General features: G+C 31.1%; 21 protein-coding genes. 12 read left to right on the top strand and 9 right to left on the bottom strand.

All coding sequences use genetic code 11. The annotated features are described in order from the left end of the window. Positions 1-9 precede the first annotated feature (9 nt). The 3 genes from AW14_RS11880 to AW14_RS11870 are packed head-to-tail and all read left to right on the top strand — an operon-like array spanning position 10 to position 5,171. On the top strand, positions 10-2,442 hold the full coding sequence (locus AW14_RS11880; RefSeq protein WP_044639013.1) for a YfhO family protein: 2,433 nt from the start codon (positions 10-12) through the stop codon (positions 2,440-2,442). Beyond that, positions 2,435-3,712 carry a glycosyltransferase gene (locus AW14_RS11875; protein ID WP_044639012.1) on the top strand — a complete coding sequence of 426 codons (1,278 nt, stop codon included), beginning with the start codon at positions 2,435-2,437 and terminating at the stop codon, positions 3,710-3,712. Before AW14_RS11880 ends, AW14_RS11875 begins: the two co-directional genes overlap by 8 nt. Position 3,713: 1 nt before the next feature. Next, positions 3,714-5,171, top strand: coding sequence for a lipopolysaccharide biosynthesis protein (locus tag AW14_RS11870; RefSeq protein WP_044639011.1), 1,458 nt, complete (start codon positions 3,714-3,716; stop codon positions 5,169-5,171). A gap of 81 nt (positions 5,172-5,252) precedes the next feature. Here the strand turns inward: AW14_RS11870 and AW14_RS11865 are convergent, their stop codons facing one another. Together AW14_RS11865 and uvrA are read right to left on the bottom strand one after the other, a co-directional pair. Further along, the gene (locus AW14_RS11865; protein ID WP_044639010.1) at positions 5,253-6,401 is read right to left on the bottom strand and encodes a hypothetical protein; all 1,149 of its coding nucleotides are present in this window, start codon (positions 6,399-6,401) and stop codon (positions 5,253-5,255) included. Between the two features lie 219 nt (positions 6,402-6,620). Next, positions 6,621-9,404: an excinuclease ABC subunit UvrA gene (uvrA, locus tag AW14_RS11860; protein ID WP_044639009.1), complete on the bottom strand. Its 2,784-nt coding sequence runs from the start codon at positions 9,402-9,404 to the stop codon at positions 6,621-6,623. Between the two features lie 236 nt (positions 9,405-9,640). Between uvrA and AW14_RS11855 the strand changes: the two genes are divergently transcribed. Together AW14_RS11855 and AW14_RS14930 are read left to right on the top strand one after the other, a co-directional pair. Continuing rightward, positions 9,641-10,225 (top strand): RNA polymerase sigma factor, encoded by a 585-nt coding sequence (locus AW14_RS11855; protein WP_044639631.1) that lies wholly within the window; start codon positions 9,641-9,643, stop codon positions 10,223-10,225. Positions 10,226-10,282: 57 nt separating this feature from the next. Then, positions 10,283-10,429, top strand: coding sequence for a hypothetical protein (locus AW14_RS14930; protein WP_169744663.1), 147 nt, complete (start codon positions 10,283-10,285; stop codon positions 10,427-10,429). A gap of 28 nt (positions 10,430-10,457) precedes the next feature. Here AW14_RS14930 and AW14_RS11850 read toward each other — a convergent pair whose 3' ends face one another. Further along, positions 10,458-11,117, bottom strand: a complete 660-nt coding sequence (locus AW14_RS11850) for an endonuclease III domain-containing protein (RefSeq protein WP_044639008.1) — start codon at positions 11,115-11,117, stop codon at positions 10,458-10,460. Between the two features lie 103 nt (positions 11,118-11,220). Between AW14_RS11850 and bcp the strand changes: the two genes are divergently transcribed. Next, on the top strand, positions 11,221-11,673 hold the full coding sequence (bcp, locus tag AW14_RS11845) for a thioredoxin-dependent thiol peroxidase (RefSeq protein WP_044639007.1): 453 nt from the start codon (positions 11,221-11,223) through the stop codon (positions 11,671-11,673). Between the two features lie 43 nt (positions 11,674-11,716). Here bcp and AW14_RS11840 read toward each other — a convergent pair whose 3' ends face one another. Then, entirely contained in the window at positions 11,717-13,183 is a 1,467-nt protein-coding gene (locus AW14_RS11840) for a hypothetical protein (protein ID WP_044639006.1), read from the bottom strand. Between the two features lie 94 nt (positions 13,184-13,277). Between AW14_RS11840 and AW14_RS11835 the strand changes: the two genes are divergently transcribed. Together AW14_RS11835 and AW14_RS11830 are read left to right on the top strand one after the other, a co-directional pair. Further along, positions 13,278-14,039: an MBL fold metallo-hydrolase gene (locus AW14_RS11835; protein WP_044639005.1), complete on the top strand. Its 762-nt coding sequence runs from the start codon at positions 13,278-13,280 to the stop codon at positions 14,037-14,039. A gap of 9 nt (positions 14,040-14,048) precedes the next feature. Beyond that, positions 14,049-14,549 carry a hypothetical protein gene (locus AW14_RS11830; protein WP_044639004.1) on the top strand — a complete coding sequence of 167 codons (501 nt, stop codon included), beginning with the start codon at positions 14,049-14,051 and terminating at the stop codon, positions 14,547-14,549. A gap of 2 nt (positions 14,550-14,551) precedes the next feature. Here the strand turns inward: AW14_RS11830 and AW14_RS11825 are convergent, their stop codons facing one another. Both AW14_RS11825 and AW14_RS11820 read right to left on the bottom strand, forming a co-directional pair. Beyond that, entirely contained in the window at positions 14,552-14,920 is a 369-nt protein-coding gene (locus AW14_RS11825) for a hypothetical protein (RefSeq protein WP_044639630.1), read from the bottom strand. A gap of 37 nt (positions 14,921-14,957) precedes the next feature. Then, positions 14,958-15,380, bottom strand: coding sequence for a helix-turn-helix domain-containing protein (locus AW14_RS11820; RefSeq protein ID WP_044639003.1), 423 nt, complete (start codon positions 15,378-15,380; stop codon positions 14,958-14,960). Between the two features lie 290 nt (positions 15,381-15,670). Here AW14_RS11820 and AW14_RS11815 point away from each other — a divergent pair, with 290 nt between their 5' ends. Then, positions 15,671-16,816 carry a M14 family metallopeptidase gene (locus AW14_RS11815; protein WP_044639002.1) on the top strand — a complete coding sequence of 382 codons (1,146 nt, stop codon included), beginning with the start codon at positions 15,671-15,673 and terminating at the stop codon, positions 16,814-16,816. A gap of 70 nt (positions 16,817-16,886) precedes the next feature. Continuing rightward, entirely contained in the window at positions 16,887-17,366 is a 480-nt protein-coding gene (locus AW14_RS11810) for an Lrp/AsnC family transcriptional regulator (protein WP_044639001.1), read from the top strand. 58 nt (positions 17,367-17,424) lie between these two features. Here AW14_RS11810 and AW14_RS11805 read toward each other — a convergent pair whose 3' ends face one another. Both AW14_RS11805 and AW14_RS11800 read right to left on the bottom strand, forming a co-directional pair. Further along, the gene (locus tag AW14_RS11805; RefSeq protein WP_044639000.1) at positions 17,425-18,705 is read right to left on the bottom strand and encodes a nucleotide sugar dehydrogenase; all 1,281 of its coding nucleotides are present in this window, start codon (positions 18,703-18,705) and stop codon (positions 17,425-17,427) included. Positions 18,706-18,720: 15 nt separating this feature from the next. After that, entirely contained in the window at positions 18,721-19,719 is a 999-nt protein-coding gene (locus tag AW14_RS11800) for an SDR family oxidoreductase (protein ID WP_044638999.1), read from the bottom strand. Positions 19,720-19,881: 162 nt separating this feature from the next. On the opposite strand from AW14_RS11800, the gene AW14_RS11795 reads away from it, so the two are divergent. Next, complete coding sequence (locus AW14_RS11795) at positions 19,882-21,006, top strand: DegT/DnrJ/EryC1/StrS family aminotransferase (RefSeq protein WP_044638998.1); 1,125 nt, start codon at positions 19,882-19,884, stop codon at positions 21,004-21,006. A gap of 5 nt (positions 21,007-21,011) precedes the next feature. Here the strand turns inward: AW14_RS11795 and aroB are convergent, their stop codons facing one another. Then, complete coding sequence (gene aroB, locus AW14_RS11790) at positions 21,012-22,079, bottom strand: 3-dehydroquinate synthase (RefSeq protein ID WP_044638997.1); 1,068 nt, start codon at positions 22,077-22,079, stop codon at positions 21,012-21,014. A gap of 95 nt (positions 22,080-22,174) precedes the next feature. Between aroB and AW14_RS11785 the strand changes: the two genes are divergently transcribed. Beyond that, positions 22,175-23,350 (top strand): proline dehydrogenase family protein, encoded by a 1,176-nt coding sequence (locus AW14_RS11785; RefSeq protein WP_044638996.1) that lies wholly within the window; start codon positions 22,175-22,177, stop codon positions 23,348-23,350. Position 23,351: the final 1 nt, after the last annotated feature.

Raw genomic sequence — 23,351 nt, 5'->3', positions numbered from 1 at the left:
AATACTTTCATGCAATTTTCAATAAAAAGAATACTTCCTCATATATTAGTAATTATAGGTTTTGTAGCCTTGTCTATTGCTTATTTTAGTCCAGTTTTAGAAGGAAAACAGATCTTTCAAAGCGATATCATGCAATACATAGGCATGAGTAAGCAACAAAACGATTTTAGAGCCGCTACAGGCGAGGAAACTTACTGGACAAACGGTGCGTTTGCCGGTATGCCAACCTACCAATTAGGAGCTAAATACCCGCATAATTATATTAAAAAATTAGATTTAACGCTTAGGTTTTTACCAAGACCGGCCGACTACTTATTTCTTTATCTGCTTGGTTTTTATGTGCTTTTATTGGTTTTAAAAGTTGATTTTAAACTAGCAGCCATTGGAGCATTGGCTTTTGGTTTTTCAACGTATTTAATAATAATTTTAGGTGTTGGTCATAACAGTAAGGCTCACGCTATTGCTTATATGCCTTTGGTTTTAAGTGGTATTATTTTAACTTTTAGAAAGCGATATGTTGTAGGGTTTTTGCTAACAGCAATAGCCATGGGGTTAGAGTTGGTGGCGAATCATTTTCAAATGACGTATTACCTTATGTTTCTAATCATAATATTAGGAATTGCTTATTTAGTAGATGCGTTTCATAAAAAACAATTACCACATTTTTTTAAATCTGTTGGGATATTAGTGCTTGCAGTAATACTTTCAATAGCCTTAAATGCCACAAATATTTTAGCAACTAAAGAATATGTAAAAGAGAGTACACGTGGTAAAAGTGAATTAACTATAAATCCCGATGGATCACCAAAAGAAGTAACCTCTGGGTTAGATAAAGACTATATTACCCAATTTAGTTACGGATTTGCCGAAACTTTTAATTTGTTTATTCCGCGATTTATGGGAGGTGGCAATGGTGAAGATATAGGGAAAGATACCGCCACTTATGATGCTTTTAGGCGATTAGGTGCAACGACAAGTCAAGCTGCTCAAGAGGTGAAACGCGCACCCATGTATTGGGGCAATCAACCCATTGTTGAAGCACCTGCTTATGTAGGCGCTGTTATATTATTTTTGTTTGTATTTGCGTTATTTTTAGTGAAAGGCCGCTTAAAATGGTGGCTGGTTGGCGGTACGATATTTTCATTGTTATTATCCTATGGAAAAAATTTAGAGTTTTTAACCAATTTCTTTATAGATTATGTACCGCTTTATAACAAATTTAGAGCGGTTACTTCTATTCAGGTTATCTTAGAATTGTGTATTCCTGTTTTAGCTGTATTTGGATTGGTAAGATTATTTAATAATTTTGAAAAGGAAGAAGAAAAGCTAAAAGCATTAAAATATGCAACAGCCATTACAGGTGGGGTAGCCCTGTTGTTTTTACTTTTAAAATCGACCCTTTTCGATTTTGTTGGTGTAAACGATGGCTTTTATCGCCAGAGTTATGGTCAGGCTTTTGTAGACGCTCTAAAAGAAGATCGAAAAACGCTTTTTACCAACGATACACTTAGAACATTCGTTTTAGTTTTACTTTCGGCAGGTGTTATTTATCTGTTTTTAAAAGACAAATTAAAGCAACAGTGGGTAATTGTAGCTATGGGTGTTCTTATTTTATTTGATTTAGTTGGAGTAGATAGGCGTTATGTTAATAATGACGATTTTGTATCTGCCATTCAAGTAAATAAACCCTTTGAAGCGAATGCGGTTGATAAAGAAATTTTAAAAGATAATACCCATTTTAGAGTTTACGATTTGGTTTCAGGGCCTTCAAAACCATCGTATTTTCATAATTCATTAAATGGTTATAATGCGGCAGAATTAAAACGATACAGAGAATTATTTGATTTTCACATTTCAAAAAACAATATTAATGTGCTTAATATGTTGAATACGAAGTATATTATTTTTGAAAATGAAGGTAACATCGTGCCTTATGTAAATAAAGAAGCTAATGGTAACGCTTGGTTTGTTAAAACATTAAAAGAAGTGCCAAATGCCAATGAAGAAATATCGCTTTTAGATAGTTTAGATAATAAAAATGTTGCAATTTTTACAAAACCAACATCCGAAACTGCCAATTTTAAATCGAAAAATTACAAAGTAGATTCTACAGCAACTATTTCTGTTTTAGATTATAAACCGAATTACCTAAAGTATCAATCTAAAAATAAAAACGAAGGTTTTGCAGTGTTTTCTGAGATTTATTACGGCAATGGTTGGAAAACATTTATCGATGGAAAAGAGACTATTCACACGCGCGTAAATTATGTATTACGAGGCATGGAAATTCCTGCTGGAAACCATACAATCGAATTTAAATTTGATCCCGAAGTTGTAAAAACCGGTAGTACAATTGCTTTAGCTAGTTCCATTTTGTTGGGTGTTTTATTAGTTTTAGGATTATTTCACGAATTTAAAATTAACACCAAAGAAAGTGCGTAAAAAAGCACTCATAATAACTTATTATTGGCCACCTGCAGGAGGTCCGGGCGTTCAACGTTGGTTGAAATTTGTAAAATATTTACCAGATTTTAATATAGAGCCTGTGGTTTATATTCCAGAAAACCCAAGCTATCCTTTAATAGATGATAGTTTAATTTCTGAAGTTTCAAAATCGGTAACTATTTTAAAGCAACCAATTAAAGAACCTTATAAGTTAGCGGGGATATTTTCAAAAAAAACTTCTAAAAAAGTAAGTAAAGGCATTATTTCTGAAGAAAAAAGACAAAGTATTATTGAGAAAATAATGTTATTTGTTCGAGGTAATTTTTTTATACCAGATGCTCGGGTTGCTTGGGTAAAGCCCTCAGTTGCATTTCTTTCTGATTTTATTAATAAAGAGCAAATAGCAACTATAATTACTACAGGGCCACCACATAGTTTGCATCTAATTGGTTTGAAACTAAAAAATCAATTAGGCGTAAGATGGTTGGCAGATTTTAGAGATCCTTGGACAACTATTGGTTACCATAAACAGCTCAAATTAACTAAAGCTTCAGCCGAAAAACACAAGGCCTTAGAGCAAGAGGTTTTAAATACAGCCAATCAAATTATTGTAACCAGTTTTAATACCAAAAAGGAATTCAAAAACATGACAAACACGCCCATTGAAGTTATTACTAATGGATATGATTATGAAGTTATCGAGCCTTTTTCAATGGATGAAAAATTTACGATATCTCATATTGGCTCATTATTATCAAAAAGAAATCCAGAGGTTTTGTGGCGTGTTTTAAGGGATTTAATTGATGAAAATAAATCTTTTGCGCAAGATTTTAAGCTTAATTTTATTGGTGCAATTAGCAATGAAGTTTTACAAACCTTGAAAAAAAATAATTTAAGTGATTATGTAAATGACTTAGGATATGTTTCACACAATGAAGCTATTAAATATCAAAAAAAATCACAGTTATTATTGTTAATTGAAATAGATTCCGAGGAAACTAAAGGTATCATTCCTGGGAAATTATTTGAATATATGGTTTCAAATAGACCTATAATTGCCATAGGGCCGGAGGGTTCTGATGTTGAAAAAATTATCAAAGAAACCAATACCGGAAACTATTTTACGTATCATGATTATGAAAAACTAAAATCGATTATATTAAGTCATTATAGTGCTTTTCAAAATAATAATTTAAAAGTTCATCCAATTGGACTTCAAAAATATAGTCGGAAATCTTTAACAGAGGCTTTATCTAAATTAATTTAATATGGGTTTAGTAGCATCGCAATCTATTAAAAATCTAATTTCAACCTATTTAGGCTTTTTTATTGGTGCTATTAACACATTATTTTTATATACAAAATTTTTAAGCGCCGAGTATTACGGAATGGTTGGTTATATGTTTTCTTTAGCCAATGTAATTATGCCGTTAATGGCTTTTGGGGTGCATAATACTATTGTAAAGTTTTATTCATCGTTTAAAACAAGAACATCTTTAAACAGTTTCTTAACCTTAATGTTAGTTTTGCCATTGTTATTGGTTATTCCTGTTACTATTATAGGTTATTTTTTCTACGAATCGATTGGTGAATTCTTATCTAAAGAAAATCCTATTATAAAAGGGTATTTATGGCACACTTTAATAATAGCTATAGCTTTAGCTTATTTTGAAGTTTTTTTCGCCTGGTCTAAAGTGCAAATGCAAACTGTTTTCGGCAATTTTATGAAAGAAGTTTTTCATAGAGTAGGCGTAATGGTTTTGTTGTTTGCGCTTCATTTTAATTTAATTACCATGGAGCAATTCATGATTAGTTTGGTTATAATGTATATTTTAAGAATGGTAATTATGAAAATTTATGCTTTTAGTATACAATTACCCGTATTTACTTTTAAAAGAATTAATAATGTATCTGATATTTTAAAATATTCTTTTTTAATAATTATAGCAGGCTCTATTTCTACCGTTTTACTAGATGTCGATAAAGTTATGTTAGGACATTATTTACCCATTGAAGAAATAGCATATTATAATGTGGCTATTTTTATAGCTATGGTAATTGCCGTTCCGCAACGCGCCATGCATCAAATTCTACTACCATTAACGGCTAAATTTATAAATGATAAAAATTATGAAGGTCTCGAAGATATTTCTAAACGAAGCTCATTAACCCTGTTTATTATAAGTGGATTTATTTTTTTGTTGATTATAGCAAACATTAAACAATTATACTTAATCATACCTAGTGAGTTTAGTAACGCTTTGATTGTGGTATTTATAATTAGTTTAGCAAAGCTTTACGATGCATTTTTAGGCTCTAATAATGCTATTTTATTTAATAGTGATTATTATAGAATGATGCTCTTTTTTGGTGTTCTATTGGTTTTTTTAATTATTGTATTAAACATTTTATTTATACCGTTATATGGTATAAATGGCGCTGCTTTGGCAACATTTTTAGCCATGTTTATTTATAACAGTGTTAAATTATTTTTTGTTTACAAGAAATTTAAATTTCTTCCATTTACTGTTCGTATTGTTAAAACAGCCTTAATAATTTTAGCAGGAACAGTATTGTTTTACTTCTGGGATTTTAATTTTCATCCCATATTAAATATAGCTTTAAAGTCTATTTTAATTGGCGTTACTTATTTATGGATCATTCATAAATTTAAAATTTCAGAAAATATTTCTCTTTTCTTAGATCGATTTATAAAAATAAGGTAGGTTAATAAAAACAGAAAACCCTGCGAATTTGTTTTTGGGGAAAACGTATCGTAGGGCTTTCTTAACTAACCAACCAAAATTTTAGTGTCTTCTATTCGAGTTATCAGACTTTATATTGTTACTAGAATTACCTCTTGTTTTGTTTGCCATTTGATTGCTTTGAAAGGATCTGGTAATTGTTTGTCTTGATTCTCTCTCGGCAGGTCTTTGGTTTACCTGAGCGGTATATCTAGTATTTGAATTGTTTCTAGTATATATACGATTATTATTGTCGTTTGGTTTTTGAAATCTGTTATTTTCTTCATAACGTTTTATTTCATTGTTTCTTGTATTGTTGTTTTGTACCTCATATCTGTTTGGTGTACTTCTGTTTATAACTGTGTTATTAGTTCTGTTATTGCTAATAACCTTACGATTATTATCGGAAGATCTCCTTAAATCATTCGAATTACTGCTGTAACGTTTTGTGTTATTATCTACAACATATCTTCTTTCTGAAGCTTTTCTATTAACCTGAGTTATATTTCTAGCGCTTCTGTTAACTGTTGCATAATTTCTATTTCTTGAAATATAATCACCACGTCTGCTAGCAATAGCAGTTCTAGGTCTGTGATTGTTGTAAAACGGTCTTACATATGTATATCTAATAGGTCTATAATGTTGTCTGTAAGGTCTGTTATATACTACACAGTAATCGTATGCAGGTACTCTGTAATAACGATGCCATGGTCTGTAAACATAGTTGCGGTTAAAAACATTTATAAATCCTGTGCAGTGAGAAAACACATTAAAGTTGTTATAGTGAACAAATAAACCACCAACGCGCGTTACGTACCCATAATTATTATAATTAATGTTTACATTTCCAACTTGTGAAACTCTTCCGTAGTAGTCGTAAAAAACAGGAGTATTCTCTATTTGAATAATAGCTCCATATTCATCGTATTGAACATAGGCATTATAGTCGAAACCAGAATTGAAACTTATATTTACATTTGGTGTTCCAATAGATACATTAAGACGGGAATTGTTTCTTAATAAGTTAAAATCAAATTGACCATCACGAAACACAGAAAACTCAATGCCATTTTCAACAAAAATAAAAGCATTACTATATCCTCTATTATATATTGAGACATCTGTATTCGCATTAGAGGTTACAGTTGTTGTTGCATTTAGGTTAAAACTTGATAATATCAAACCTGCGAATATTAATATGAGCTTTTTCATGATAATGGGTATTAATTGTTATACGCCTATAAGAATACAAACAACGTGCCAAAAAAAATAATTAGCACATAAGTGTTTGATTATCAATTCAAAAAAAAATAAAAAGAGACTTAAAAATAGATATAACAGCGAATAAAGGTTTGTTTTCACCTAGTTTAATCTATGTCGTATTTTAAAATATTTTTTAATTATTAATTTTAAATACATAGAGATGAAAACTTATAATTTTTCTTTTAAAAACTTACCAATTTCAGACTTACTGTTGTTAATTATTGTTTCAGGGGTGCCTGAAGCTATTAAATTACCGCCATTTTCTCCGCCCATGGGTCCTAATTCAATGATATGGTCGGCGCATTTTATGAGTTCTATATTATGTTCAACAACAATTATAGAATGACCAATTTCTATTAAAGCATTAAAAGATTTTAATAATTTTTGAATATCATGAAAATGTAAGCCTGTAGTAGGCTCGTCAAAAATAAATAAAGCTTTATCCTTGTTTGTGCCTTTTCCTAAAAATGAAGCTAATTTTATACGTTGTGCTTCACCACCTGAAAGCGTTGAAGAACTTTGTCCTAAGGTTACATATCCTAAACCGACATCTTGTAAAGGTTGTAATTTACCTTTTATTTTATGTTCCTTGTTAACTTCAAAAAAGGCGATAGCATCATCAATCGTCATGTTTAAAATATCATCAATATTTTTATCGGCGAAAGTAACTTCGAGGACTTCTTTTTTAAATCGTTTTCCTTTGCAGGTTTCGCATTCTAAATGCACATCTGCCATAAATTGCATTTCAATGGTTACTTCACCCTCGCCTTTGCAAGTCTCACAACGACCGCCATCTACATTAAAAGAAAAGTGTTTTGCCTGATAGTTTCTAATACTACTAAGTTTTTGTTTAGAAAATAAATTTCTAATGTCATCATAAGCCTTAATGTAAGTCACTGGATTCGATCTTGATGAGCGCCCAATGGGGTTTTGATCTACAAATTCAATATGCTTTATGTTGCTAAAATTACCTTCTAAACTCGAAAACTGACCAGCTTTATCACTAAAGTCGGTGAGTTTTTTTTGAAGAGCAGGAAATAGAATTTTCTTAACCAAGGTACTTTTTCCACTTCCCGAAACGCCTGTAACTACGGTTAGCATTCCTAATGGAAAAGTAACGTCAATATTTTTTAAATTATTTTCTCGAGCTCCAATAATATCTACATGATATTTAGATGTTCGACGTTTTTTGGGGACTTCAATTCTTAAAGTATCATTTAAATATTGAGCCGTTAAAGAGTTTGAAGTTAATATGTCTATATAATTCCCTTCTGCAACAATATTACCGCCATAGGTTCCTGCTTCTGGACCAATATCGATAATATAATCGGCAGCTTTCATAATATCTTCATCATGTTCAACAACAATAACCGTGTTGCCTAAATCGCGTAGTTGTTTTAAAACAAGTATGAGTCGCTCGGTGTCTTTTGGATGTAAACCAATGCTTGGCTCATCCAGAATATACATCGACCCAACTAAACTACTTCCTAGTGATGTTGCCAAATTAATACGCTGACTTTCACCACCCGATAGTGTATTAGATTTTCGGTTTAACGTAAGATAATCCAAGCCTACATTTGCTAAAAATAACAATCGGTTATTTATTTCAGTTAATAATCGTTTGGCGATGGTATAATCATGCTCATTGAGTTCTAATTCTTTAAAAAATGAAGCGAGTTTATCAAGAGGCATTTCAACTAAATCGGTGATGGTCGCGTTGGATATTTTTACATAATTAGCCTCTATTCTTAAACGTTTCCCTTTACAGGTTTTACATTTTGTTTTACCTCGATAACGCGATAGCATTACTCGGTTTTGAATTTTATAGGCCTTAGCCTCCAACTCGGCAAAAAATGAATTTAATCCTTCAAAATATTTGTTTCCATCCCAAATAAGTTGTTTTTGAGCTTCGGTTAGTTGAAAATAGGGCTTATGAATTGGAAAGTCGAATTTATGTGAATTATTTACCAGTTGGTCTCTAAACCAACTCATACTTTCACCGCGCCAAGGAAATATGGCATTTTCGTAAACAGAAAGCGCTGTATTGGGAATAACTAAATCTTCATCAATTCCAATAATATCGCCATATCCCTCACATGCAGGACAAGCACCGTAGGGATTGTTAAAACTAAACAAATGAACATTTGGCTCTAAAAAATTAATGCCATCTAATTCAAATTTATTACTAAATTCTCTTTGTTTATTTGTGTCAAGCGTTTCAATATAACATTCACCTTTCCCTTCAAAAAAAGCTGTTTGTATAGCATCAGCTAATCTATTATAAAAATCTTCTTCATGCTTTATTACAATACGATCTACAACTAATAAAATCTTATCGTTTTCAGAAATAGTTTCAACATCATCAATTCTTACGACCGTTTCATTTAATTTAACTCTGGCATAACCCTGTTGCGAAAGTGCTTTTAATTTATCTTCCATCGTGCGACCTGTTTCTAAGAAAATAGGGGCTAGCAGAAGTAATTTTTCACTCTCTGGGAAGGTTTTTAAATAATTTAAAACATCAGTTACAGTGTCTTTTTTTACTTCATTTCCTGAAACAGGTGAGTAGGTTTTTCCTATTCTCGCAAATAATAATTTAAGGTAATCGTATATTTCGGTTGTGGTACCAACCGTAGATCTTGGATTTGTAGAATTTACTTTTTGTTCTATGGCTATAGCAGGGGCAATACCTTTTATATAATCTACTTTGGGTTTATTTAAACGACCCAAAAATTGTCGGGCATAGCTTGATAAACTTTCAACATATCGTCTTTGACCTTCCGCATACAGAGTATCGAACGCTAAACTTGATTTTCCAGAGCCCGATAATCCTGTGATTACCACAAGTTTGTTTCTTGGAATAACAACATCGATATTTTTTAGGTTATGCAATTTACCACCTTTAATAATGATATTTTCTTTTGGATTAACTTCGGAAATATTAGTGTTCATAGGCTTTTAAGAGAATAATAAAGCAAAGATACTACAACTATTTATTCTTATAAATTTATTATTGTTTAAATAACTGAATATTAAAAAACTAAATATTTTTTGTTTTTTTGGAATGATTGTTGTTATATTTGACTTATTATTACTAACACTAAACATCTCTCGCCTATAGCAGAACATTACTTTTTTTAAATAACCCCAAGCAAAGAAGCCATTCTTTGACACTAAAAGTAATGATTATGCAACACGAACTTATACAAGATTCTATCCTAGTACACAACTATATTAGAGGAGATGAAAGTGCGTTAGAAATTCTTATTAACAAGCACAAACAGAAGGTTTACAGTTTTATTTATTCTAAGGTATACGATAAAGATGTCGCTGAAGATATTTTTCAAGACACCTTTATTAAAGTTATTAAAACCTTAAAACGAGGCGCTTACAATGAAGAATGCAAGTTTTTGCCATGGGTAATGCGTATTTCTCATAACCTTGTTATAGATTATTTTAGAAAAAATAACAGAATGCCTAAATTTTCTAATACCGACGAGTTTGATATTTTTTCGGTATTAAGTGATTCTAGTTTAAATGCAGAATCTTCTATAATAAAAGAACAAGTTGAAACCGATGTAAGACGATTGGTTGATGAACTTCCAGAAGATCAAAAAGAGGTTTTACTCATGCGTATATATGAAGATTTAAGTTTTAAAGAAATATCAGATAAAACAGGAGTAAGTATTAATACGGCTTTAGGGCGTATGAGGTATGCTTTAATTAATTTGAGAAAAATTATTGAAAAACATAATATCGTTTTAACAAATTAACACAATAAAACATTTTTTTTTTGCGTTATTCCATTTATAACCCTTTAAATGTAAATAATGGCAAAACTTTACTCTGAAAAATCTATTAAAAAACTTAATGAAATTGAACCAAAAGAAGAGACCATAAATTTTCTTTTAAACTATTCTAAAGCTTTAAGTGTTATAAATTGTAATAAAATGAAGTTTGAAGCGCTTCTAAATTAAGTTTTTTTTGAAAAGTCCTAACTAAAAGTTAGGACTTTTTAGTTTTATAATAAGCATCTAAAACAGATTTTCTTCCAATTGTTTTGGTAATAATATCTTTATTTAAATCCCAGCCTCTTGCTGGAGAATATTCTCTTCCGTACCAAATAATTTGTAAATGCAAATCGTTCCATAATGCTTTTGGAAACAAACGCTTGGCATCTTTTTCTGTTTGCGCTACACTTTTTCCGTTGGTTAAATTCCAGCGATACATTAACCGGTGTATATGAGTATCTACGGGAAACGCTGGTACGCCAAAGGCTTGCGACATAACAACACTCGCTGTTTTATGGCCAACAGCCGGTAAAGCTTCTAAGGATTCAAAATCTTGAGGAACTTCGCCGTTGTGTTTTTCAATTAAAATTTCAGATAAACCGTAAATGCCTTTGCTTTTCATTGGTGAAAGTCCGCAGGGCTTTATAATCGCTTTTATTTCTTCAACAGAAAGCTTAACCATATCATATGGATTATCTGCTTTTTTAAACAAAATGGGCGTTATTTGATTAACCCGAACGTCTGTACACTGCGCAGATAATAAAACAGCTATCAAAAGGGTATAAGGGTCTTTATGATCTAAAGGAACTGGAATAGTAGGATATAATTCATTTAATGTATCTATTACAAATTGTACTTTTTTTTCCTTGTTCATATGTTGTATTTTTGTAAAAAGCAAAGTTAATGGTATGAATTGAACCATACTAAATTAATTTAATAACACAATGAATTTTTAATTCATTAAAAAAAGAAAACCTATGAAAACATTAAAAAAAGGAGATGTAGTACCAAATTTTGAATCGAAAGATGAAAATGGCAATAGTGTGTCTTTAAATGATTATAAAGGCAAAAAGCTTATTGTATTTTTTTACCCTAAAGCTAATACACCTGGTTGTACTGCTGAAGCTTGTAATTTAAGAGATAATTATGCCGTATTACAAGAACAAGGATATGAGTTGTTGGGCGTGAGTGCAGACGACGAGAAAAAGCAAGCTAATTTTAAGAATAAATATGAATTTCCCTTTCCTTTGTTAGCCGATGAAGATAAAACAGTTATAAATACTTTTGGGGTATGGGGACCTAAAAAGTTTATGGGTAAAGAATATGACGGAATTCACAGAATGACCTTTATAATTAATGAAGAAGGTGTTGTAGCGCGTGTTATTGATAAAGTAAAAACAAAAGATCATGCTGCCCAAATTCTAGAGTAAAAAACGATATTTAAACAAAAAAGCGACTTAAAAGTCGCTTTTTTTATTTCTTTCTTTTTCTATTTAAAATTAATGGTTTTCTAGAGTATCCAAATAATCTGTAATCTTTTATCAATTCGGCAGTGCCTTCGGGTACCATATCTTCCCATCCGCGTTCGCCATTGGTAATCATTTGTAGAATTTCGCGTGAGAAAATATTCATTATCGATTCGTCGTAATCACTTATATCAATAACCTTTCCGTTGTATTTAAAGAATTTATATAATTCTTTCATACGTGGGTATACTTTTAAATTTTCACTGGTAATTAATTCTCCAGTTTCTGCATCGAGCATAGGGTATAAGTATACTTTTAAATCTTTAAAGAATAATTTACCAAAAGCTTCAAGAATACCACCGCTAATATGGCGATAATATTTTTCATCGAATATGTCTACTAAATTACTAACACCCATGGCTAATCCCATACGGGCTTTGGTGTAGTTAGAAAAATATTCGACAACTTTATAATATTCCTGGAAATTAGATATCATAACCGATTGTCCTAGAGAACATAATAAATCTGCTCTATCTATAAAATCTTGTTCATCAATTTCTCCTTCGGCTCTAAGGTTGGAAAGTGTAATTTCGAAAACCACCATCGTGTTTTCTTTTTTCACTTTATTTTCTTTAATAAACATCTCATATGATTTTTCATACATAGCCATGTTTACCTTGGTTACTGGCCTAAAGCTTCCTCGAAGTGCCAAAATATTCTTTTTGTAAAACATTTTAGCTGGTAAAACGTTGGTGCCGTCTGGACCAAACATTACGGCATCTGTCATGCCATTTTTAACGAGTTGTAAACTCATTAATCGATTATCGACATTTTTAAATACTGGACCAGAAAAGTTTATGGTATCAATTTCTAATTGATCTTTATCTAAGTGGTCGTATAAATAACGTAGTAATTTTTTAGGCTCATTATATTTATAAAATGCACCATAAATTAAATTGGTACCTAAAATACCTAAGGTTTCTTGTTGTAATCTGGCATCGGTTTCTTTAAAGCGTAGGTGCAGTATAATTTCATTATAATCGCCACTGGCTTCTACCTGGTATTTAATTCCTACCCAACCGTGGCCTTTAAATTGTTTTGCAAAATCTATAGTAGCAACGGTGTTGGCATAAGTAAAAAATATTTTATCGGGATGTTTGTCACGAGTAATACGTTTTTCCATGAGATTCATCTCATGGATAAGCATTTTGCGTAAACGCGCTTCGGTGACATAACGGCCATCATCTTCAGCGCCATAAATAGCATCACTAAAATCTTTATCGTATGCCGACATAGCCTTAGCTATAGTTCCAGAGGCACCACCTGCTCTAAAAAAATGTCTACAGGTTTCTTGTCCAGCACCAATCTCGGCAAAAGTTCCATAAATATTTTCGTTTAAATTAATACGAAGGGCTTTCGTTTTTAAAGAAGGAATATCGTCAAATTGTTTGTCGCCTTTTATGGTAATTTCCATATTTTTTAGGTTAAATTCTACATGTAAGTAAAGATATTAAATAACTAACTGAAACAAAAAAATAAGCTTATTTTTGTATAAAATTTATGATATTTTGAAAATAACGTTTCTTGGTACGGGTACTTCGCAAGGAATCCCTATTATTGGGAGCAATCATCCTGTTTGTTTGAGTGACAACCCAAAAGATAAACGATTACGAGTTTCTGTTTTGGTTGAATGGAGTGGCTATACATATGTAATAGATTGTGGTCCAGATTTTAGATATCAAATGCTTCGTTCGGGTTGTACTCGTATAGATGGTATTTTATTTACACATGAACATTCAGACCACGTTATAGGTTTAGACGATATAAGGCCTTTTAACTTCAGACAAGGCGATATTCCAGTTTATGCTCACAAACGTGTTTTAAAATCGATTACCAAACGATTTGATTATATTTTTAAAACTAAAAACAAATACCCTGGCGCTCCAAGCGTTATTAAGTGCCGAGTAAAAAATAAACCTTTTAAATTAAACAGATTAGAAGTTGTACCCGTAAACGGAAAACATGCCAATTTACAGGTTTTTGGATATAAATTTGATAATTTCGCTTATTTAACCGATATGAAAACGGTTAAGGATAAAGAAATAGAAAAAATTAAAAACATTGATACATTAGTCGTTAATGCATTACGCAAAGAGCCACATCACTCGCATTTTAATTTACAAGAAGCGTTAAATTTTATCGAGAAGGTAAATCCTAAAAAAGCGTATTTAACTCACATAAGCCATATGTTAGGATTTCACGATGATGTTCAAAAAGAATTACCACAAAATGTATTTTTAGCTTACGATGGCCTAGAACTAACAATTTAAACCTAAACAATGAAACAAAAAATTTTAACCTACCTCTTTGTATTTTCAATTTTATTAATCATTTTTCAATATGTAAATGCAAAACGCGTTTTTACCGATATGAACAATAAATTAGAGGGGTATAAAACACAGTACACACGTTACAAAGATTCGGTGGCAGTGCTTCAAGATAAATATTTAGATGCTTCTCATTTTAATTTTAATAATAATGAAGATGCTTTAAGCTATTTTGAAAGTAAAGGTTTAAATGTAAATGGCTTAGAAAATTACATCAAGGACGAACTTTATAAAACCAATGAAACCAGAGGCGAACACCCCTTAGTACCTTATGCATCAAGTGAGGGTAGAAGAATGCTAATTAATACGGTAAAACTTTTAAACCATAAATGGATTATCGCCGATTTTTCAGATGGTGAATTCTGGGGAGAATTGTTTATTACGTATTACATTGATAACGATAAAAATGTAAGCTTCGAGTTGGTCGAATCTTTTCTTTATCCGTTAAATTAAATCTATTTAATACGATAGGCTATACCTTTTTGTTTTTTGTTTTCTCCTACATAAGCGTATTCAAACGTGTATGAAGAATCGGTTGTTGTTAGTATTTTTAAATGAATATCCTTTTGTTCTGCCATGTTTTTTGGGTTTATGGTCTTAAAAACAACTTCACAATCGTTAATCCATCTTAGTTTTGATGAATCTAATGTATTGTTATAAGTTTCAATTTGAAGCGTCTCAGAGCGTTTAAATTTAGACTTATATGTAACACCATCAATAGTTACTTCACTATAAAACTCACCCGTTTTAAAATCTTTACAATTACGAGTTGTTTTATAACAGCCAAACAAGGTTAGCAATAAGAGGATATTTAAAAATTTCATATTTTTTTTTTGATATAGCAAAAGTACAAACAATAGCTTAATTGCTGTAATTTTTAAAAGTACCATCCGAATAAAAAATGACAATACGTTCGATGGTTTTGTTTTTAGAACCTTGGTTTTCGTTTTTAGATTCTAAAATCATTTCCAAAGGTTTGTTTTCTATATCTGGATTTGAAGCTGTTGTTTCTGAAATTTTATTCTCGATTACTTTAGTTTCTTTGTTTGAAATCTCATCTGAAGGGAAGGAACCTTTACCGTTCAATAACCAATACAATTCTACATCAGGGTAAGTTGATAATATTTTTAAAATAAATTCTAAGCTCGGTTTATTTCGTCCGGATAAAACATGAGAAATACTAGAGCGTTGCACACCTATTTTTTCGGCAAAAGAAGAGGCGTTCTCACCGTAATAATCAATTACTTTCTGTAATCTAATTGTAAACTCGTCTGTGTTTATCATTGTAAATATTACAAATGTATTTTGTTTTACAAATGTAACAAATATAATTTAATATCAACCTATTTGCTTTAATAAAATAGGTATATATATAATCTATAAGTTTAAATAGATGCTACTAAAATACTGAAAATTAATATTTAATGATTAAATTATTTAAAATTGATTTTATTTATTGCAAATTTCATCAATGTGTAATAGTTTATTGTATACAAATGTAACAAAAGCGTGGATTTTACGTGTTTACAATTGTAAAAAAGTAAATGTTTACATTTGTAGAATAATTAAAACACATGCAAATAGAAACTATTCAAAACTTATTTTTAAAGAATAAAGAAGCCAGTTTAAGTCATCGTTATATAACCAATAAACACATTGAACCTGTTTTAAATAAACTGTCTAAAAATGTATCTATTGAGATTTTAGGGACATCGGTTTTAAACAAACCTATTTACGGTTTAACCATTGGAAATGGACCAAAAAAGATTTTAATGTGGTCGCAAATGCACGGTAATGAATCTACAACTACCAAAGCATTATTTGATTTATTAAACACCTTCATAAGTAGTAAAACTGAAACTTCTCATATCTTAGAGGCTTGCACTTTATGTATCATCCCTATTTTAAATCCAGATGGCGCCAAAGCTTATACAAGAATAAATGCTAATGAAGTCGATTTAAATCGAGATGCTCAAAACTTAACGCAACCAGAAAGTAAAGTGCTTAGAACTGTTTTTAATAGCTTTAAACCTGATTTCTGTTATAATTTACATGGGCAACGAACTATTTTTAGTGCTGGAGCTACCAATAACATAGCAACGGTATCTTTTTTAGCGCCTGCTCAAGATGAAGCTTGTACGGTTACATCAAATAGAACGCGTGCTATGGAAATTATTGATGTTATGAATCGCGCTTTACAAACATTAATTCCTGGTCAGGTGGGTGTTTATGATGATGCGTTTAATATTAATTGTGTTGGTGATACTTTTCAAAGTGAAAATATACCTACCATTTTGTTTGAAGCAGGACATTATCCTAATGATTATGCTCGTGATATAACACGAGAATACATATATATATCTTATTTAACATCGCTAGATTATATTTCTAAAAACGCTATTACTGGCGAGTATCATAAAGGATATTTTGATATTCCTGAAAACGACAAGTTGTTTTTAGATGTTATTTTAAGACAAGTAAAAACGAATAAAGGCCTTGTTGATATTGGATTTTTATTTCAAGAACGTCTTGTTGACGAAGCTGTTGTTTTTGTACCAAAAGTAGATGCAATTGGTGATTTAAGTCGATTTTACGGACATAATACCATAAATGTCAATGGGTTAAAGGTTTTTAACAATAATAACGAGGAAATAGAGATTGGATACGAAAACGATTTCGTAATAATTAATAATGAAAAAATCTCGTTATTTTCGAAATAAAACGTACTAATTATCTATTATCATTAAATAAAATGTATTATTTTTGGGTTCTATTTAAGAATAGTTAATTATGGGTAAAATAAAATTAGACGAAATCGATCATCAAATTCTTGACATGTTAATTGACAATACAAGAATTCCATTTACAGACATTGCAAAAAAATTACTAATATCGGCTGGAACAGTTCATGTTCGTGTAAAGAAGATGGAAGAGCAGGGTATTATTAGAGGATCTTCTTTAATGCTTGATTATAAAAAACTAGGATATTCATTTATTGCTTACGTGGGTGTTTATCTAAACAATACCTCTCAAACTAAATTTGTTTTAGAGAGAATAAATGAAATAGCTTATGTAACTGTTGCTCATATTACTACAGGTAAATTTAATATATTCTGTAAAATTCGAGCTAGAAGCACAGAACATGCAAAAGAAGTTATCTTTTTGTTAGATGATATAGAAGGTGTTTACAGAACTGAAACTATGATTTCACTTGAAGAAAGTATTAATGATAAAAAACGTTTGATGCATTCTATTTTTAATGATATGTAATCGATAACATTAATCAAAAATAAAAAAAAGTCCATTAAATTTTTAATGGACTTTTTTATTATAATCTTCCGTCAACTTTAGTTTTTAATATGCTTTTAACATCATATAAAACACTGTTTGTTTTTAAGAGTGATTGTAAATCGCAATTTAAAAACTCTTTATGAGCAACTGTAATTACTACAGCATCAAATAAAGAATTTGGTAGTTTATTGAGAGTTTTTAATCCGTATTCCTTTTCAACTTCATCTATATTAGCGCAAGGATCGTAAACGGTAACTTGTGTACCGAAGCTTTTTAATTGATTTATAACATCAACAACTTTAGTGTTTCTTACATCGGGACAGTTTTCTTTAAATGTAATTCCTAACACTAAAATATTGGCATCCTTTATGCGAATATCTTTTTGAGACATAAGCTTTATTACTTCCGATGCAACATATTGCCCCATACTATCGTTAACACGTCGTCCTGCTAAAATAATTTCAGGATGATAACCAACTTCTAATGCTTTCTGTGCTAAATAGTAAGGATCTACACCTATACAGTGGCCGCCAACCAGTCCGGGTTTAAAAGGATGAAAATTCCATTTCGTGCCAGCGGCTTCTAAAACAGCTTGAGTATCTATATTTAAAAGATTAAATATTTTTGATAATTCATTAACAAACGCAATATTAATGTCGCGTTGCGAATTTTCAATCACTTTGGCTGCTTCTGCTACTTTTATAGAAGGACTCAAATGAGTGCCTGCAGTTATAACACTTTTGTATAGATTATTAACTTTTTGTGCAATTTCAGGAGTAGAACCCGAAGTTACTTTGAGTATTTTATCTATTGTATGTAGTTTATCTCCCGGATTTATACGTTCTGGAGAATAACCTGCGTAAAAGTCTGTGTTGAATTTTAATCCGCTAATTTTCTCAATAATAGGCACGCATTCGTCTTCTGTTACACCAGGATATACGGTAGATTCAAAAATAACAATGTCATCTTTTTTTATAACGCTTCCAACTGTTTCGCTCGATTTAAATAACGGAGATAAATCGGGTCGGTTGTTTTTATCAACAGGTGTTGGTACGGTAACAATATAATAATTACAATCTTTAATAGCTTCAATGGTAGCAGAACAGTAAAGACCAATATCATTATTATTCTCTTTTTTAAGAACTGCTTTAAGAGCATCTGTTTCAATTTCTAAAGTTTTGTCAATGCCTTTATTTAACTCATTAATTCTGTTTGAGTTTATATCGAAACCAACAACATTATATTTTGTAGCAAACAGTCTAGCAAGTGGTAAGCCTACATAACCTAAACCAATAATTGCAATTTTTATATCTTTCATTTTTAATTAAAATTCTTATTTTAAATGTTTCCAATACCAGCTTATAGCTTCATTTAAACCAGAGGCTATATTGTATTTAGGTTCGTAATTTAAAAGTTTTTTTGCTTTATCGATAGAAGCTAATGAATGCGGAATATCGCCTGCTCGTAAATCTCTAAATTTTAATTCTACATTTTTAATGTTATTATCAAAACCTGATAAATTCATTTTTAACAAATCAAACAATTCTAATAATGTTGTTTGTTCTCCAAAAGCCGCATTGTAAATCGTGTTTAAACTGTTTTCGTTTTTTGTTGTAAGAGCTTTAATGTTAATTTGAATAATATTATCGATATAAGTAAAGTCTCTTGAGTAGCTTCCGTCGCCGTTAATTACAGGCGATTCTAAATTTATTAATTGATGAATAAATTTAGGAATTACAGCAGCATAGGCTCCATTTGGGTCTTGTTTTTTTCCAAAAACATTAAAATAACGCAATCCAATAGTGTCTAATTGGTATGTTTTATGAAAAATATCGGCATATAATTCGTTTACGTATTTTGTAATTGCATAAGGAGAAAGCGGTTTGCCAATAGTGTCTTCTTCTTTGGGTAGCGCTTCATGGTCGCCATAGGTAGAAGAACTTGCTGCATAAACAAAGCGTTTAATTTTGGCATCTCGGGCAGCAACAAGCATGTTAAGGAAGCCAGAAATGTTAACGTCATTGGTTGTTATAGGGTCTTCAATAGATCGGGGTACCGAGCCTAAAGCAGCTTGGTGTAAAATATAATTAGTATTCACACAAGCTTTTTTGCAATCTTCTAAATTTCTAATATCACCTTCAATGAGTTTAAAATGAGTATGATTTAAAAAAGCAGAAATATTTTCTTTTTTTCCAGTCGAAAAATTATCTAAACAAACAACCTTAATATTATTTTCTAATAAGGTTTCGCATAAATTAGAACCTATAAAACCAGCGCCACCAGTAACGAGTATTTGTTGGTTTTTTAAAGGTTTTAGTTCGGAATAAATCATTCTAACTTTAGTATTTTAGTAAACTTTAAACAAATATGTGAAATATATTTAAGAGATTAATCAAATATATAATTGATTTCTTTTTTATTTGTACTTATTGTAAAATGCTTCTTAAAATAAAGCTAAAAAACAATTTTATAATCATTTACTAATAGCCTTTAAATGTCAAATAAATCTAAAATATTCCTTTCTACGCCTCATTTAGGAAATTTAGAAACAAGCTATATCGAAGAAGCTATTAAAAGCAATTGGATTGCTCCTGTAGGTGATAATCTCGATGGTTTTGAAAATGACTTAAAAAAATATTTAGGCGGAAACCATGAAATCACTACCCTAAATTCGGGTACGGCAGCAATTCATTTGGCCTTGCGTTTGCTTGGGGTGTCTGCTGGAGATGAAGTGATTTGTCAGAGTTTTACATTTATAGCAACTGCGAATCCTATTTTGTATTTAAGAGCAACTCCTGTTTTTGTTGATAGTGAATTAGAAACCTGGAATATGTGTCCTAAGTTGTTAGAGGTTGCTATTAAAAACAGAATAAATAATAACAAAAAACCTAAAGCTATAATTGTAGTCGATTTATACGGAATGCCATATCATGTCGATGAAATTAATGCGGTAGCTAAAAAATATGATATTCCTGTTTTAGAAGATAGCGCCGAAGCTTTAGGAAGTCATGTCAATAATAAATATTGCGGAACCCTTTCTGAAATGGGCGTTTTTTCATTTAATGGCAACAAAATGATTACAACCTCCGCCGGCGGTGCGTTGGTGACTTCTTCTGAAGCTTTAAAGAATAAAAGTTTGTTTTTAGCAACTCAGGCTAAAGAAAACAAATCGTATTACGAGCATGTCGAGATGGGTTACAATTACAGGATGAGCAATGTTTTAGCAGGCATTGGTCGCGGACAAATGGCTGTTTTAAATGAAAGAATACAGTCTAGACGAGCGAATTTTGAATTTTATAAAGAAACACTTCAATTTAAAGGAGTTTCTTTTTTAGACGAACCAAAAGATTTTTTTTCAAACCGATGGCTAACCTGTATATCGGTTAATTCTTTTGAAATTCGTGAAAAAATAAGATTAAATTTGCTTAAAGAAAATATAGAAAGCAAACCGCTTTGGAAGCCATTGCATACGCAACCCATCTTCAAAGAGAACTTAAGTTTTTTAAATGGTAACTCCGAAGCCTTGTTTGAAACCGGGCTTTGTTTACCTAGTGGTTCTAATTTAAGTAAAACAGACCTAAATAGGGTATGTGATGTTGTTTTAAAAAGCTTAGGTTAATTGTACTAAGATGCATAAAATGCAAATGCATCAATAATAATAGCATCGTCTACTAAACAATCAATTTTTGGCTTGCCAATGGCTTCAAGTAAAACGAAATTAATATTTCCGTGGTTGTTTTTCTTATCGTATTTAAGTAAATCCATGATGGTCTGGTGTTCAGATTCCAGAATATCTACTTTGCCGTAATAATTAGTACATAACTTTTTAATTTTTAAAGTATCTTCCAGAGGGAACCCGGCTAGTTGAGTAGAAATGTATGATGCTAAAATCATGCCTATAACAATAGCTTCACCGTGTAATAAGGTTGTTTTTTCTGGGTTGCTTAAAAAATAAGATTCTATGGCGTGACCTAGGGTGTGACCAAAGTTTAAGGTTTTTCTCAGGCCGTTTTCAAAAGGATCAATTTCAACAACATGTTTTTTAATTAACACAGATTCGTAAATTAAAACATCCAAATCGTCCAGATTTAATTTTGTTAAATCTTGAAATTTATTCCAATAGTTCACATCGCTTATAAGTCCGTGTTTAAGCATTTCTGCCAAACCAGATCGCATTTGATTTTGTGGCAAGGTGTTTAAAAACTGCGTATCTATAAGTACTAAATCGGGATTACTTATAACACCAATTTGGTTTTTTAAATGTCCTAAATCGACACCGGTTTTTCCTCCTACAGAAGCATCAACCATGGATAGTAGGGTTGTTGGTACATTTACATAAGCGATACCACGTTTAAAAGTGCAAGCTACAAAGCCACCTAAATCTGTAATAACGCCACCACCAATATTTATTAGTAAACATTTTCTGTCTGCATCCAGTTCAGAAAGGGTATTCCAAACACCAACGCAGGTTTCAATAGTTTTGTTTATTTCTCCAGATTCTATCTCTATAATTTCTATAACGGCATTTGTTTCTAATTTTTCTATAAATAAAGGCAGGCAAAATTGATGCGTGTTTTCATCAACTAAAATAAATATTTTCGAAAAATTATTTTCTTTAAGATGCTTATTTAAAGATGTGTAACAAAGGTTATTGAAATGAATAGTGCAATTATTTGCTGTAATAGAATCCATAGAATAAATTAACTTAATTTTAAGGGTGTGAAATTAAGGAGATTTTGTATAAAATGATAACTTAGTCGGCATTTAATTTCCCTAAATTTTAATTAATGACTTCAAACAGAATATTCGATAATACAGAAATAGCATTTGCTTTAAAAAGTGATTCAGAATTAGAGCGTGCTTATTTTTTATTCAAAATGATATCAATAGAGCCATTGGTGAAAATAGGTACTGCCGCAACCAATTTTGCGTTAAAAGCTCACTTGCCTATTGAAGGTTTAATTCGTTCTACGGTATTCGATCATTTTTGTGGCGGTGTAAACGAAGAAGATTGTTTGCCTGTAATTAATAAAATGTTTGAAAAAGGGGTTTGTTCTGTTTTAGATTATTCTGTTGAAGGTAAAGAAAACGAGCAAGAATTTGATGCTGCGCGCGACATTACTCTTAAAATTATAGAGTTTTCTAAAGAAATTGACGCCATGCCCATCGCTGTTTTTAAACCAACCGGTTTTGGCAGATTAAGTCTGTATGAAAAAATAGGAAATAACGAAACGCTTACCGAAAAAGAGCAAAGTGAATGGCAACGTGTTTTAGAACGATTTGATGTTGTTTGTAAAAAGGCCAAAGAAAACGATGTGGCTTTATTAATTGATGCCGAAGAAAGTTGGATGCAAGATGCTGCAGACGATGTAGTAACCGCCATGATGAAAAAATACAATACAGAAAAACCTGTGGTATTTAATACCTTGCAAATGTACAGACACGATAGGTTAGATTTTTTAAAGAAAGAACATAAAAAAGCAATTGAAGGAGGTTATTTTTTAGGCTACAAACTTGTTCGTGGCGCCTACATGGAAAAAGAAAATTTAAGAGCCGAAAAAAGAGGCTATAAAACACCTATTTGTGAAAGTAAGCAGGCTACCGATGTTAATTTTGATAATGGTATCGATTATGTATTAGAACATATTGATGTAATATCTGTGTTTGCAGGGACTCATAATGAAGCTAGTACTTACAGATTAATGGAATTAATGGCCGAAAAAGGTATAGAAAATAACGATCCTAGAGTTTGGTTCGGACAACTTTACGGCATGAGTGATAATATTAGTTTTAACCTTGCAGATAAAGGTTATAATGTAGCAAAGTATGTGCCATTCGGACCAGTAAAAGATGTGATGCCTTATTTAATTCGTCGTGCCGAAGAAAACACTTCTGTTGCAGGGCAAACCGGTAGAGAATTAAACTTAATTACTAAAGAGAAGCAAAGAAGAAAGTTAATTTAAT

It is taken from the genome of Siansivirga zeaxanthinifaciens CC-SAMT-1 (genome assembly GCF_000941055.1).
GTDB lineage: Bacteria > Bacteroidota > Bacteroidia > Flavobacteriales > Flavobacteriaceae > Siansivirga > Siansivirga zeaxanthinifaciens.
The sequence above is the reverse complement of the archived record's forward strand: the minus strand, read 5'-3'. Positions and strand labels throughout refer to the sequence as shown.

Coding starts and splice junctions, on each gene's coding strand:
- AW14_RS11830 (WP_044639004.1), top strand. CDS start 14,049: ATGAAACAAAAAATTTTAACCTACCTCTTTGTATTTTCAATTTTATTA.
- AW14_RS11785 (WP_044638996.1), top strand. CDS start 22,175: ATGACTTCAAACAGAATATTCGATAATACAGAAATAGCATTTGCTTTA.
- AW14_RS11820 (WP_044639003.1), bottom strand. CDS start 15,380: ATGATAAACACAGACGAGTTTACAATTAGATTACAGAAAGTAATTGAT.
- AW14_RS11815 (WP_044639002.1), top strand. CDS start 15,671: ATGCAAATAGAAACTATTCAAAACTTATTTTTAAAGAATAAAGAAGCC.
- AW14_RS11805 (WP_044639000.1), bottom strand. CDS start 18,705: ATGAAAGATATAAAAATTGCAATTATTGGTTTAGGTTATGTAGGCTTA.
- AW14_RS11855 (WP_044639631.1), top strand. CDS start 9,641: ATGCAACACGAACTTATACAAGATTCTATCCTAGTACACAACTATATT.
- AW14_RS14930 (WP_169744663.1), top strand. CDS start 10,283: ATGGCAAAACTTTACTCTGAAAAATCTATTAAAAAACTTAATGAAATT.
- AW14_RS11850 (WP_044639008.1), bottom strand. CDS start 11,117: ATGAACAAGGAAAAAAAAGTACAATTTGTAATAGATACATTAAATGAA.
- uvrA (WP_044639009.1), bottom strand. CDS start 9,404: ATGAACACTAATATTTCCGAAGTTAATCCAAAAGAAAATATCATTATT.
- AW14_RS11810 (WP_044639001.1), top strand. CDS start 16,887: ATGGGTAAAATAAAATTAGACGAAATCGATCATCAAATTCTTGACATG.
- AW14_RS11865 (WP_044639010.1), bottom strand. CDS start 6,401: ATGAAAAAGCTCATATTAATATTCGCAGGTTTGATATTATCAAGTTTT.
- AW14_RS11840 (WP_044639006.1), bottom strand. CDS start 13,183: ATGGAAATTACCATAAAAGGCGACAAACAATTTGACGATATTCCTTCT.
- AW14_RS11870 (WP_044639011.1), top strand. CDS start 3,714: ATGGGTTTAGTAGCATCGCAATCTATTAAAAATCTAATTTCAACCTAT.
- AW14_RS11795 (WP_044638998.1), top strand. CDS start 19,882: ATGTCAAATAAATCTAAAATATTCCTTTCTACGCCTCATTTAGGAAAT.
- AW14_RS11800 (WP_044638999.1), bottom strand. CDS start 19,719: ATGATTTATTCCGAACTAAAACCTTTAAAAAACCAACAAATACTCGTT.
- aroB (WP_044638997.1), bottom strand. CDS start 22,079: ATGGATTCTATTACAGCAAATAATTGCACTATTCATTTCAATAACCTT.
- bcp (WP_044639007.1), top strand. CDS start 11,221: ATGAAAACATTAAAAAAAGGAGATGTAGTACCAAATTTTGAATCGAAA.
- AW14_RS11825 (WP_044639630.1), bottom strand. CDS start 14,920: ATGAAATTTTTAAATATCCTCTTATTGCTAACCTTGTTTGGCTGTTAT.
- AW14_RS11880 (WP_044639013.1), top strand. CDS start 10: ATGCAATTTTCAATAAAAAGAATACTTCCTCATATATTAGTAATTATA.